The organism is Acrocarpospora macrocephala (assembly GCF_009687865.1).
Classification (GTDB): Bacteria; Actinomycetota; Actinomycetes; order Streptosporangiales; family Streptosporangiaceae; genus Acrocarpospora; species Acrocarpospora macrocephala.
Genome location: NZ_BLAE01000016.1, coordinates 35179 through 48521, shown reverse-complemented (window position 1 = coordinate 48521; position 13343 = coordinate 35179). Strand labels below are relative to the sequence as shown.

Below are 13343 nucleotides of genomic sequence, written 5' to 3'. Positions count from 1 at the left end.
GTGAGGGTGTAACGCAGGCGCAACAGGCAGCGAGGACGCATCAAGTTGATCAAGCTCGGCGCGTCGTACAAGCCGCGTGGTCACTAGAGCCACCGGTCCAGGCGGTGCTTGAGTGCCCGAAAGATCGCTCAGTTCCGCTTGCGATATATGGAGAGTGTCCGCGGCGATCATGACGGCCGCCAGCAGCGGAACTCGATGTATTCCGCCAGGCAGACGAATCAACAAGTTCATGCTACGGCGCACACTCAGCTGGATGACGGTGAGTAGGTCGCGTTCGGCAACGGTCAGAGCCGGTCGCCCGGGGGCGGCAGATTCCCATGCTTGGATCAAAGACATAAAGCGAGCAGAGCGCCGGGCGCGCCCAAGCGCCGTTTCTACCGGTGGTGTCCATCGCCGGGGTGTCCGTTCGGGGCTCTCGGGCTCCCTGTTGCTTGGTCTCGGCGGACCGCTCTCAGAGCCCGGAGAGATTGCGCCAACCGCCTGTTCGGTCACGCTTGACCGCTCCACGGTAAATCATTGCGCACGGTCTGCCGGCCGTGTGCTCGCGCCAGGGTTTCGCGGAATTTCTTCTGTTCACGGCCAAGTCCGTGCACAAGCATAGTGTGCGCGGGAGCAAGCTCGTCAATTATCTCGGTTAGGCCGTCTCGATCGGCATGGGCGCTGAGACTGTAGGTCTCGACACGGGCCGCGACCGGGACCGTCGTGGGCCCAGCTTTCGTATGAAGCAACAATGTCGCGGGTGCCGCGGGATCGTCTCGATCGGCAAGACGTTGGAGTGCGCGGCCAGCGGATTCCTCGTCTTGATAGCCACATACAAACAGCGCCGAGTGGGGATCAGGCAGGATCGCTTGTGCCCACGGTACTGCGAATCCTCCGCTCAGCATGCCCGACGTGGTGATCACAACACCGGTATGGAACGTGTGCATGAGCCTCGAACGTTGACGGTTATCAACGCGTTGAACGTTTCCACCGAAGATGTCCAAGTGAGCTTCTCGTTCGTAGATGTCGCTGATCGACCTTGCCAGGCCGTCGACAAGCACCGGAACATCGGGCAGGTGCTGTCGCATCATCAACGCCACTTCCTGAGCCCGGCCAAGGCCAAATGCTGGAACTAGAATCCGGCCGCCACCGTCAATAACCTCCTCGATCGCACGAACAAAGTCCTGAATCTGGCCAGAGCGATCACGGTGACGACTATGGCAGTACGTTGACTCGATCACGAGAAGGTCTGCTTCACGGGCTAACTTCGGCGGCAGCTGAGCCGCGCCGACCGAAAGTTGAGGAAGGTTGTATATGTCTCCCGTGATGACGGCCCGTTGATCTCCCGCTTTGACGACGACACCGGCTGCTCCAAGGATGTGCCCAGCGTCGAAAAGCTGGATCGTCAGACCTCCGATGTTGTGAGCGCGTCCGTAGTTCAGAGGGCGCAAGCTCTTCTCGGCATCCTCTATCTCCGGTTCGCCGTATAGCGGTGCCAGCCAGCCGTATTCGGCCATGTCGTTTGCTTGCTGCTCCATGACTCGTTTGGCGTCGGCCCACATCTCGGGCATCAGGGCAGCAGTTGCAGGCGTGCAGATCGTCACGGCCCGGGGTTGGTCCGCGATTACCTTCGGCACGAATCCGGCATGGTCATTATGCCCGTGCGTCACCACGATCGCGTCGAGGCGACCTTCGTGTACTCGAGCTATGTGCTGGGGTGCGGCGAGGCGAGGGCTATCTGCGTTCGGTCGTACGCCAGCATCAATGAGTATGCGGGTGCCACCGGCCTCGACAAGGACCGACGACCCGCCGATCTCATCGCCGCCGCCGAGTACCTCAACCCGCAGACCGCGATCTACACTAGCGTATGCCACAGGCCGATAAGCCGACCCGTCGGTGGGCTGAACGCCAGTAACACCGTCAGCTGTGCTTGGCGTGGCAGTCGTAGCATCAGACACGGCTTGGGAGTCGTCGTCTACATTAACAGCAGCGCCTGGTAGCACTTTGTCAATGTGCTGAGACAACTCACGCAACTGGGCGATCTCCCGTTCGAGGCGACTCCGAGCTTGATTGCGCGGAAGATCTTGCAAGTCGGTCTCAAGCCGAGAGATTCGGCCCCTGAGCAGGTTCTGCAGATAGTGTGCTCGTCCCGGCAGATCGCCGAGCCGACTCTCAAGGCGATGACGTGCGTCAGTTGCCCTGTCCCGCTCGGACTGTGCATCGGCTAGAGCAGCCTGCAGCTCCCGAACCTGAGCCGCATGGGCTCGCTCCAGTGCGGCGTGATCTTCACGCAGATCCTTCGACTGCTTACGTGCTTTCCGTAAATCGGCAGCAAGCTGCGTCGCATTTTCAAGCCGTTGACGTTGCTGACGAGATGGAAGACCTGCGCGCGCCTGATCTCGTTCTTGCTTGAGACGAACCGAGGTCGCCCTCAGCGCCTCTATCTCGGCTTGCGCCCTGGATAGTTCCGCCTGAGCACGAGCCAGTTCCGCGTTAGATGCCCCGATCAACCGTCGCAGTTCCCGAGAATCAGGGTCTTTACTCTGCCTAGGCGCCTCTCCGAGGTCGTCCGTGGCTGCGGCTCCGGGTTCGCACCATGCGCCCGTGACAGCACCAGCATCGGTGGCTTCAAGGCTAGGTTGGGGCAGCACGCTGACGGAACCGACGGGCAGTCGATCGAAAAGTTTGGCGGCCGTTGCTGCTGTGGCGTCATTTGGATCTAGCAACGCGCGAGCGATCAGCGGTCGTGACACACCGATTGCTGCACGCGCCGACTCACCGGACTCTGAACTGCCGATCTCCGAATGTCCCGATTCCGAGCTCGCAGCCATTCGGGCATGTTCATCGAGGACTGCCTCGTCATCCTGCGTAAGGCTGGCAAGGCCCACGCGCGCCCGAACGTGTTCGCGCAACACTCGATCGGCCACGAGTCTCGCGGCCAGCTGTTGACCATACTTCGCGAGGAGCAGCCCGGACGGCCATGATGGCACGAGCCAGGAAACTGTGCGACCGGGTCGGCGCGCCGGATGTATACTCCGCCATTCGTTAAGTGTTTCGGCCGCAGCCAGTAATACCCGATTCAGCGGATCTCTGCCTGACCGCCGGATGGATCTCCGATGCGCCGGTCCGCCCGAGCCACGCTGCTCTCTCATACCCACGCTCGACAAGACGGTGCATGGCCAGACCCTGAAAGTCGGCGGCTGCGCCTGAAGCCTTCGATGACTACTAGCGCGGCCTTACCTCGGCAAACGTGCCGCAGAAGCGATGCGGCGCAGTAGCGAACCGGTTGCAGTGTGCCCTCAACCGAACGGCGGAGGTCGACTGGCGAGCGTCGTAACCTAAACATGGCGGAGTCCTTACGCAGTGCGAAGCCAGTCTAGGGAGACGTTACCGCTTGAGTTCTATCGGTGGTTACGAATGCTCGAGGGAGGGGACATTCACATGTCTCGTTGGGCTCCCAACAAGATGCTGGCGGCGGTAAAGGAGCAGCACTTGGAGCTGTTGAGAGGGCAATAAGTGGTTCGACGGCGGGAGATACTGCTGGCCTGCCAATGAGCTTAAAGAATCTTCCGGTGGTGGCCTCGCCCAAAGATGGTGTGCGTGGATACGGCGACTCAGTTGTAAACGAAGGTCCCCTCGCCGGCGGCCCTCCAAGCCGACGACCTGGATCGCCAACCTGTGCGGGGCGCGTTCAAGCTGTCTACACCGCGTTGGTCCTGCCCCTGGGGAGCCGAACACGGTCAGCTCCTTTCTGGAGTAGGACACCGGACGAATGACGCGGTCGGTGAGGACCGCCGTCTTTGTTTCCGTGGAGGGGTATCCCTCCGAACCGTGCGACCAGTGGTTGCTTGCCGTCACATAATCGCAGGCAGTGGGCGCCACGGCATGCGGCTGTGGGTGCCCCGACGCTCCGATCTCAAGGTCATCCAGCCATGCTCGGACATGGCGCGTGGCCGTGCGTTCGAGGCGCGTCAGACGTCATATGCCTGATCATCCCGCATCTGAAATGAGCCCGATGCGAAGCCTTACGCTTGACCGTGTGTGACCGGCGCACAGGAAAGGGCTGCAGTGGTCAAGGACTCCGTGTTGAGGGGTTATTTGTTGGAGGAGTCGCTGGCCTGGCTGCTCCGCTTCAGTGGGTACCGGCTGCTTGTCCACCAAGACCAGGATCCCGTCGAGTTGGTCACCCAGGGGGACACCCTCCGGGTCCGCGGGCGGGGCGCCCTCCACCAGGTCGACGTGCTCAGTGAGTTCGCGCTCACTCCGGCGTTCTCCATGCCGGTGCGGCTGTTCCTGGAGGCCAAGTACTACCAGGATCGCTGCGGGCTGGAGATCGTACGGAACGCCCACGGTGTGGTGCATGACGTGAACGAGAACTTCATGACGGGCCTGGGGACGGGACCGCGTCAGCGATACAAGTACTCCTACGCTTTGTTCTCCACGAGCGGCTTCACCGCGGACGCGCAGAGGTACGCGCTCGCCCACCAGATCTCCCTGGTGGATCTGTCCGGCGCGTCGTTCGCCTGGCTGCTCGGGTACATCGGAGCCACGGCGTCGAGCCTGGACAGGGCGCAAAAGCACCTGCCCAGCTCGACTCCCTTTCCGGTGACCTGGATGCGCACCGAGTTGCGGCGGGCGCTGGAGACGTCGCCGCTGCGCTTGTTGTCGCCGGTATCGGTCGCGGAGGAGAGGTTCAAGCAGGCGGCCGGCTCCGCGGTTGCCGAGTTCGCCGCCGTATTGCGGCGGCGTAGCGACGCGGAGTTGCTGCTCGGCTTTCCCTCCGCGCCGTTCATTCTGCCGCTCGCGGCAGACGATCACCGGCGGTTTCTGGAATACGCCGAGCACGCCGAGGGTGGGGCCAGCGTCGGCGCAGGCAGGCCGTAGCTGTTCAGGCACGACGAGGAAGGTTTCCGGGTGGCACGCATCGAATGGGCGGCGCTGAGCGGCCAAGAGGTCGAGACCGTCGTGTCGATCCTCCTGTTCAACGAGCATCCTCGTGCCACCCGCATTCGACCGTCGCAGGGCGACTTTGGGATCGACGTCCTCGTTCCGCATCCGGCTGATGCGTCGCTCGCGGATGTGTACCAGATCAAGAAGTTCGCCGTGAACCTTGATGACTCCCAGAAGCGCCAGATCCAGGACTCGTTCCAGCGCGTCCTCGTGGGACTGATCCGGCGAGGCGTTCCGCTGGCGGACTGGTACTTGGTCATGCCCCTGGACCCGACGGTCGAGAACGCGCTCGACTGGTTCGCGGAGATGCCCGACGCTGTCATCGCCCGGATGTCTTCCGACGCGAAGCTGGCGCTAACCGCCGAGGAAAAAGCCACGATCAAGGCATGGCATGAAGTACCTGCGCGGATCATCGAGTGGAAGGGATTGACCTACTGCGAGGCTCTGGCGAGCAAGTTCTGGTTCGTGGCGGACTACTACCTGCACGGCGGAAGCGAGCGAATCAAGAGCGCGGTGACCGAGGTCGCGAAAATTCTCCAGCGCGACGTAACGCTCCCCGATGCTGGCGCCGTCGTAGCCGGTTCATCGATCGTGGAACCGGGGGAACTACGTGAGCACCTCGGCCGGTTGGGTCGCGTTCTGGACGGTGATCCTCATTTCCGATACGGGGTTAGTGTCTATCCGGTGCCCCCGCAGCTGCCCCCGGAGCCGGGCCTGATCGCAGCGGCCCAGGAAGTTGCTCCCGATGGGATGTGCATCACGTTCCGCATCTACGCGAGGTTCGCAGAAGCGGTGAACGAGCGACCAATCCCGATCAAGGTGAGATTTCAGTTCGAGCCCGCTAGCGCCGAGCAGCAGGCATTCGACGACTGGCGCAAATACGGCAAGCCGTTGACGGCCGTGGTTGGCATCGACTCGGATCTGCCGGGTGGTCTCGGCGGATCGTTCGACAGCGCGACCGCGAGGATCTCGCCCGCTGACGGCGGCAAGAAGGGCGCGACTCGATACCGGATCGTCGCTCCAGACGGAGCGGTGGCAGCCGAACTCCGGTTCTCGGTGACAACCACTACCGGCCTCGACGGCACGGGGCTGTATGTCCAAGGGCGCGATGCCTCTGGCCTCGTGTCGATCGAGGGACAGCTCGACATGGACGACCGATCCGGCAAGATCGGGTTCTCGTTCGGCGATCCGACCGGCCGCGAGGCGGCAGAGGTCGCGGCGGCTATCGAGTTTGCGGCGAGCCTCTCGCAACCCAACCGGCTTCAGATCGCCGGCAAGCACGGGCCGTTTCATGACCTCCAGAACATCCCCGAAGCTGAGGCGCCGCTCCCACCGTTCGTCGCCAGATATATCGCCGCCCTCGCCGCCCTCCAGCCCCACACACCAACGGCGATCGTGGTTCCCGATCTGACGACGGTGACCGGACAGCTCGCCCACGAGGTGCTCACGGCGGCGAAGCTTCTCGACGGACAGACAATCGTCGGCACCTGGAAGCCGTTCGAGTTCGAGACCGACGGCAATGCCGCGATTGATACCAACGGTCACTACCAACTTGCGACAATCGAACCCCTGACCGTGGTAGTCGGTGAGGAGGCGCTCACGCTCGGCGCTATCCAGAACACGCTCCTTTCGGCCAACCTGACGGACCTCGGTGGGGGGCAGCTTCGCGCGGAGCCGCATCTGAGCGACACGGGCCAGCAGGCGTTCGCGCCTGACGAACCGACTCCGCCAGCTGACCGAGGGCCGGTTCGCTCTCGTCCAGCTCCCACAGCCTGAACCTGGCTTGCCGGCGGGCCGCTCGGTGTGCCGGTGCCGATTATTCATCCGTCCAGGTCGTGTGCCACGAACGCTGAAGGAGGCGTTGACCTAGAAGCTTCTGGAAGCGGTGCTGTGCAGGAGATGGAGGTAGGTCCTCCGGGATCGCCCTGCAGGGGGAGGTCCCAAACCACCGCAGGCTGCGTCGGTTAAATGCCGTTCGTGGTGAGCGCTGCGGGAAAAGGCGCGGCGTGATCGCGTCAGGTGTGGGTCAGGAAGGCGAGCGAGAGCGAACCGCTGATGAAGTGTCGTAACGGATTTCAGTGGCGTCGAAACCGGGGCAGGACCTGGGCTCCGGGACAAGTCTGGGGGGAGCCTGCCGACTGCCCAGACGGCGTCCGGCATGTAGGCGGCGCGAGTCTGGCCTGGGCTCTTGCACGGAACGTGGGAACCTGTCGCCCCGATACTGTCGCCGGCCCGTCAGGGTGGCGGCGAGAGGGAGATCCTCAAGCGGTCCACGCCGTAAGAGGCGGAGTACCGTCGCGGGGCACGGGGGCGGACCGTCTCGTAGTAGCGATGAAGCCCGGTAACGCGGGTGGAGCCAAGGGGACGGGTCATCTGGGTCTGTTCGGTGGTCAACCGGCGCTGCCGGGAGGAGCCGGGTGAGCGGACCGAAGTCGTTTGAGATTTCCAAGCACATGGTTTACGAGGCGTATCGGAGGGTGAAGGCGAACAAAGGTGTGGCGGGTGTCGACGGGCAGTCGATCGAGCAGTTCGAGCAGGACCTGAAGGGAAACCTGTACAAGCTGTGGAATCGGATGTCGTCGGGCTGTTACTTCCCGCCGCCGGTGCGGATGGTGGAGATCGGCAAACCGGGCGGCAAAGGAGTCCGGGTTCTGGGTGTGCCGACCGTCGCGGACCGGATCGCGCAGACGGTGGCGGCCATGGCCTTGGAGCCGGAGGTGGAGACGATTTTCCATCCCGATTCCTATGGGTATCGGCCCCGTAAGAGCGCGCTGGATGCGGTGGGAGCGTGCCGGGAACGCTGCTGGCGGACCGACTGGGTTATCGATCTGGACATCAAAGGGTTCTTCGATAATCTCGATCACGACCTGGTTCTCAAAGCGGTAGCCCGCCACACCGGCCAGAAGTGGATCCTGCTGTATGTGGAGCGATGGTTGAAGGCCCCGCTCCAACGGCAGGATGGCACCCTGGTTAGCCGGGATCGCGGCAGCCCACAGGGTTCGGCGATCTCACCGTTGCTCGCCAACCTGTTCATGCACTACGCGTTCGATGCCTGGATGGCCCGGGAGCATCCGGCCATCGCTTTCGAACGGTACTGCGATGACGTGGTAGTCCACTGCCGGAGCGAAGCCGAAGCGCATCAGGTATGGCACGCGATCGCGCAGCGATTGGAGGCGTGCGGGGGGCTGCAGCTGCATCCCGACAAGACCCGCATCGTGTACTGCAAGGACGGCAGGAGGCGTGGCTCCTATGAACACACCTCCTTCACCTTCCTCGGGTACGGGTTTCGCGTGCGGATGGTCCGGACGAAGCACGGAGTGTACTTCTTCAGCTTCAACCCGGCCATCAGCGACGAGGCCGCCAAACGCGTCCGCGCGCACATCCGTTCCTGGCGGCTGCACCGGCGCAGTGGGGCAAGCCTGAAGGATCTGGCACACGAGATCAACGCCGTCGTACGAGGGTGGATCAACTATTACGGCCGGTTCTATCCGTCCGTTCTGGCTTCCAGCCTCAACCGGATCAATGATTACCTGGTCCGGTGGATCGTGCTGAAGTACAAGCGGTACCGCGGCCGATGGATGCGAGCGCGAGACGCACTGGGCAGGGCTGCAGCGCTCTACCCCGGGGGTTTCGTCCACTGGCAGCTCTGCCGACCGGGACCACAAACGACTGGATGATGGGAGCCGGGTAAGTCGAGAGGCTTAAGCCCGGTTCTGCGAGAGCCGGGGGCTGAGATGCCCCCGGCTACTCACCAAGCCGCATGTTGATACTCCCTGAGGATGTCGCCGAGTCGATCATGCCGACGAATGTTGAGGGGGGCGATCCCGGCTCGGATGGCGCTTGGCTGGGGGAGTGGGCGGAGCGGTGCTGCCTGGTGGAGCGTTCGGTGGGGTCGGTGGCCGTTGTAGAACGTCTCGAACTCGCGCAGCGCGCGGAGTAGGTGGCGCCTGTTCCAGATGAGGGTGCGGTCCAGTAGTTCGTGCCGGCAGGTTTGGATCCACCGTTCCATGATCGAGTTCATGCGCGGGATCCGAATTCCGGTCTTGATGATCTGCAGTCCGGCGTCGGCGAGCACGGCGTCGAAGGCGGCGGTGAATTTGGTGTCCCGGTCGTGGATGAGGAATCCGGCCATGCTTCCAGAATCCTCGAGATCCATGACGAGGTTGCGGGCGAGTTGGGTGACCCATGCTCCGGTGGGGTGGGCGGTGGCGCCGAGGATGCGGATGCGGCGGGTGGCGTGCTCGATGACTGCCACGACGTACAGTCGAGCGCCGGTCAGGGTGCGGGCCTCGAAGAAATCGCACGCTAGTAATGCGTCGGCCTGGTTGCGCAGGAAGTCGGCCCACGCAGTGTGCGCACGCTCGGGAGAGGCAGGGATTCCGTGCTCTTTGAGGTGTACCGCTTCAAAACCCGTCATTCGGGGGCTTGAGCTGGGGTTCTCTCCTGTGCAGCTATGCGGCTCTGTAGTACTCGTTGATCAGCCCGCCGGGTACTGTCCTGCGGTGGATCCGGCCTTCCATTGAGATGACCGTCGCTTCGCCATGATCTGGGGCGCGATCGAAACCGAGTGTGGTCAGAGGGCGGTGGCCCGATCCACGTCAGGGTCATGCCCTTCCAGCCGTGCCAGCAGAGCGGAGGCCTTCGCCGCGTCGGCCGTGCAGGTGGCGGTCGTAACGGTCCGGAGGGCATTTCTCGCCTTGAGGAGCCAGCTGTTGCCCGGCGCGAACCGCAGGGCGGCAGGTGCCTCCGACAGGTAGGTGGTCACGATCTCGCCGATCCGGAGCGCGGCGGCGGCGGACAGCGGGGCGTGATGGGAGGCCACCAGCAGGTCGTACGCGTTTATCACCGTAGAGACCTCAGACAGTCTGTAAGAGAGACCGGATGCCATCTGCCGGGCCGGGGGAAGCTTCGCCTCCATCTCGAACACGATCTTCATGGTCTGTGGGGCCCAGACGTCGGTGGACATCTCGGACCTGGTGTAGGCGAGCCGGGAGAAGGCGTAGTCCAATCTGCCTATCCACACGTTGTAGTCAAGTCTGTCTATCCACTCGTTGTAGTTCAGCCTGTTTTTCCGCACGTCGGCCAGCGTGTCAGCGAGCAGGTTCTCTGGTCGCAGGTCGATGCTCGGCAGACTTTTCCTGCGGTAGCTCTCCTTCAGGCCGGGCAGGTCAAGCCCGGCGAAGTACTCCAGTAGCAGCCGGTGCGTGAACATCCAGCCGTCGCCGACCTTGTTCAGCAGCATGCGGGCGACGGCGATCTCAAAGAAGGGCACATATCTGGTGGGCGCGACACCTGCGCGTGCCAGCACCACGCGTGTCAGCGAGTAGTTCAGGAGGGCGCGGCCCCCGCACAGGCAGCCCGTCGTCGCGGTCACGAGCGCGCCCGCCAGGAGGCCGGGGCCACCGAACACGACCGTGAGGACGGCGGTCGGCGGTCCGCCAAACAGGACGGCGACCGCGCACGCGAGCTGGACACAGCTTCGCAGGTCCGCGCCGACTCCGACCTCCTTGAGGCTAGGCCAATGTTCTCTGAGATTCATTTCCTCGATGGCCAGGGGCAGCGCGAGGAGCGCGCCGCCGGTGGCTCCCGTCGTCAGGCCAGCGAGCACCGGCCCACCGCTGATGAGGCTAACCACCGTTCCGGTCACGAGGCCGGCGACCGCGCCCAGGACACCGACCGTGATAATGTCCCAGATGTCTATGGCCAAGACCGCCCCTCGGACGCGTATCTGCAGACCTCCCCAGTAGGAGGGCGGCGATGGATGGTTGGTCGTGCCCAGCTTCGCCGACCAGATGACCCCACCCGCCACCCCGACGACCGCCCCGGCCCAAGCGCCGAAGATCAGTGCGACGATCATGCCGGCCATCGCGCCGATGAGCGCGCCTGAGAGGACTCCGGTCACCACCGTCACCAGTCGCCGAGACCTGGGCGGCAGCCACAGGACGCTGACGAACTCGGGGAAGAACATCGTCTCCAGTCGTCGGCCGAGGGCGCGCGCGACGAACGCGAGCCAGCGGACCGCGTCCGCGGGCGCGACTCGGGCCTGCCCGGGTTTGCGCGTCAGGGCTCGGTCCACGAACCCGGTCAGCAGCCGGGACCGCCGGTCGGCCAGGGATTCCCCGGTGCCGACGTCGGCCGCGGGTAGCCCTTCGTACGTCCGGACGGCCACGCTGAGTAGGAATGGCGTCTGGAGCAGCTCGGGCAGCGTGGGATCGCGGTCGAGCGCTGCCCGTAGTCCGGCCAGGGGCTCGCCGAACCAGTCGAGGTAGTCCTCGAGTTGCACCCGGGTCAGCGGCTGGACCGTGAGCGCTGCGCCTAGTGACAGGCGCAGGCCTAGGGCGTCGTAGTCGGTGAGGCGGCTGGTGACGATGAGCGGCCGCAGGCGGTTCTCGGCGTGGAAGGCGTCGATCGCTTTAGCGCATGCGAGGCGGCGGTCTAGCGCGACCTCGTCCAGTCCGTCCAGCAGCGGGAGGATCTGGTCGCGGCGCACCCAGTGGGCAGCGACCTCGCGGGGGACGCCGTAGAGGCCGGACAGTTCGTCGACGAGCCATTCGGTCAGAGGTTTGCCGCTGGCCGCCCAGCCGGCGAGCGGGAAGACCACTGGAATGGGCCGGCCCAGGTCGGCGTCGGCCCGGGCCAGCAGTTCCTCCAGCAGACCGAGCAGCATGGTCGTCTTGCCGGCTCCAGGGGCGCCGAGGATGAGCAGGCCCCGATGCCGCTCGGCGACATCGCGGACCGTGGTCGTCACCTCCAGGCGGCGCGGTGCCTCACTCGGCGTCTCCAGGAGCACGTCCCAGGGGCGGCGTAACATGTCAGGCCGCTTCTCCAGGCCGAGCTCGATGACGGTTCGCCGGTAGAGATTGTTGGCCAGAACGCCGTCGACCCAGATCTCCCGTACGTGCGCGATCATGTCCGCCCTGCTGGACGGGGGCGGCTCCGACGGGGCGGCCTCTCCGTGGCCATCGCTGGCCCAATACTCGACCACCACGAGCCGGATCCCAGCCAGCACTAGGACGATCAGCACCGGCCAGGCAAGCCAGAGGTAGGGCCGCCACGACTCGGGCAGGACGCTGGTGGCGACGTTCGTCGTCACCGCGACGAGCACCGTCAGCACGTTGGCCGCGATCACGATCCACCTGACGCGGTTAGCGCGCCGCACCTGCCTCACCCCAGCCTTCGGGACGTCTCAGCAAGGCAGCATAGCCATCGGAATCGACTCAGAGCGAATTAGTCGGCACTCTGAGTAGTCTTCACCGCGTCATGCGCCCTGCTGGCATTGTGAGTGCCGATAATTCATCCGTGCAGGTCGCAGGCATGATCGGGCGTTGCATGCTCCGGCCAGGGAAGCCGCTGGGGATGTGTCAAAACGGCATGATGGTCGTCTGCCATGTTGGGTGCGCTTGGCCTACCTCGCCGTGACGAACACCTTCTCCTTTATGCGGCTGCTACCCAGGAGTGACCGCGACACTAGAAATTGAAATCCTGGTGCTCCGGCATCAAGTGATGGTGCTGCGTAGGCAGGTGGGCAAGCCCGTCTTCATCCCGGCTGAGCGGGTCCGTCTCGCTGGCCTGCTCCATCATCTGTCGGCAGCCAGGCTCCGGCAGCTCACTCTGCTGGTCCGCCCGGACACGATCATGCGCTGGCACCGTCACCTGAACGACGCCGTCACGCGGCGGCCTGCGCACCCAGACGGCCGGGACGTGACGCAGCGTCCGTGCCAGCCACGACGACTACGAGAAGTCCGTCCTGCCCAGCGGCTACCCGGAGCAGGAAGCCCTCGACTGCGCCTGCGGCCTCTACCTGGGCGACACTACGGCCTGGCTCGACCCGCCACCCCCGACGAATTAACGGGCGCGACCACTAGCTAGATCATCGGCCGGAGCTGGCTGATCGGCGAAATCGACAACGGCTACGCTGAGGGCCAACACCGGGTGAGAGGACGTGAAGATGGATCCGATCACGGCCGTGCTGGTGGCGGGCGCCGAGGCAGGTGTCACCAGCGTTGCCACACTTGCCATTGCAGACCTCTACGGCAAGCTCAAGGCCGCCGTCAGAGCCAGGCACCCCGAGGCCGAGGCCGACATTGAGGCCCTGGAGGCGGAGCCGCGATCCGCCACGCGGCAGGCTGCTCTGTCTGAGCTACTCGTCGGCGCGGGGGCCGATACGGAACTGGTGCGGCTCGCCGAAGCACTGCTCGAAGAGATCGAGCACGAGGCTCCGAAGGCGGCGTCCACCGCCGGTGTCGACCTCGCCCGGGTGAAGGCCGAGTTCCTGGAGATCCGCCGGATCGATGGTGGCGTCCGTGCCCGCGACGTCGAGACCGTGGGTGGGATCACCATCACCGACGTTCAGGCGGGCGGGCTGGACCCAAAACACTGAGGTCGCTGGTCGATTTCGACAACGTCATCGCCGG

Annotated in this window: 8 protein-coding genes; 5 read left to right on the top strand and 3 right to left on the bottom strand. The window is 64.4% G+C overall.

The window, feature by feature from the left end; translation table 11 throughout:
* Positions 1 to 488: 488 nt before the first annotated feature.
* Positions 489 to 2732: an MBL fold metallo-hydrolase gene (locus tag Amac_RS15555; RefSeq protein ID WP_170322499.1), complete on the bottom strand. Its 2244-nt coding sequence runs from the start codon at positions 2730 to 2732 to the stop codon at positions 489 to 491.
* 84 nt (positions 2733 to 2816) lie between these two features.
* Between Amac_RS15555 and Amac_RS53650 the strand changes: the two genes are divergently transcribed.
* The 4 genes from Amac_RS53650 to ltrA all read left to right on the top strand — a co-directional run bounded on the left by Amac_RS53650 (position 2817) and on the right by ltrA (position 8606).
* Positions 2817 to 2963 (top strand): hypothetical protein, encoded by a 147-nt coding sequence (locus tag Amac_RS53650; RefSeq protein WP_170322498.1) that lies wholly within the window; start codon positions 2817 to 2819, stop codon positions 2961 to 2963.
* Positions 2964 to 4065: 1102 nt separating this feature from the next.
* Entirely contained in the window at positions 4066 to 4863 is a 798-nt protein-coding gene (locus Amac_RS15550) for a PDDEXK family nuclease (RefSeq protein WP_218041104.1), read from the top strand.
* A gap of 30 nt (positions 4864 to 4893) precedes the next feature.
* Positions 4894 to 6705: a hypothetical protein gene (locus Amac_RS15545; RefSeq protein WP_155355093.1), complete on the top strand. Its 1812-nt coding sequence runs from the start codon at positions 4894 to 4896 to the stop codon at positions 6703 to 6705.
* A gap of 641 nt (positions 6706 to 7346) precedes the next feature.
* On the top strand, positions 7347 to 8606 hold the full coding sequence (gene ltrA / locus Amac_RS15540) for a group II intron reverse transcriptase/maturase (RefSeq protein WP_218041103.1): 1260 nt from the start codon (positions 7347 to 7349) through the stop codon (positions 8604 to 8606).
* Between the two features lie 71 nt (positions 8607 to 8677).
* Here the strand turns inward: ltrA and Amac_RS15535 are convergent, their stop codons facing one another.
* Both Amac_RS15535 and Amac_RS15530 read right to left on the bottom strand, forming a co-directional pair.
* Positions 8678 to 9346 (bottom strand): integrase core domain-containing protein, encoded by a 669-nt coding sequence (locus tag Amac_RS15535; protein WP_218041102.1) that lies wholly within the window; start codon positions 9344 to 9346, stop codon positions 8678 to 8680.
* A 156-nt stretch (positions 9347 to 9502) separates the two neighbouring features.
* On the bottom strand, positions 9503 to 12088 hold the full coding sequence (locus Amac_RS15530) for an NACHT domain-containing protein (protein ID WP_155355092.1): 2586 nt from the start codon (positions 12086 to 12088) through the stop codon (positions 9503 to 9505).
* Between the two features lie 789 nt (positions 12089 to 12877).
* Here Amac_RS15530 and Amac_RS15525 point away from each other — a divergent pair.
* The gene (locus Amac_RS15525) at positions 12878 to 13309 is read left to right on the top strand and encodes a Het-E N-terminal domain-containing protein (RefSeq protein WP_155355091.1); all 432 of its coding nucleotides are present in this window, start codon (positions 12878 to 12880) and stop codon (positions 13307 to 13309) included.
* Positions 13310 to 13343: the final 34 nt, after the last annotated feature.

Excerpts from the sequence above, each read along its gene's own strand:
- Amac_RS53650 (WP_170322498.1), top strand. The coding sequence starts at position 2,817 with ATGTTCATCGAGGACTGCCTCGTCATCCTGCGTAAGGCTGGCAAGGCC.
- Amac_RS15535 (WP_218041102.1), bottom strand. The coding sequence starts at position 9,346 with ATGACGGGTTTTGAAGCGGTACACCTCAAAGAGCACGGAATCCCTGCC.
- Amac_RS15525 (WP_155355091.1), top strand. The coding sequence starts at position 12,878 with ATGGATCCGATCACGGCCGTGCTGGTGGCGGGCGCCGAGGCAGGTGTC.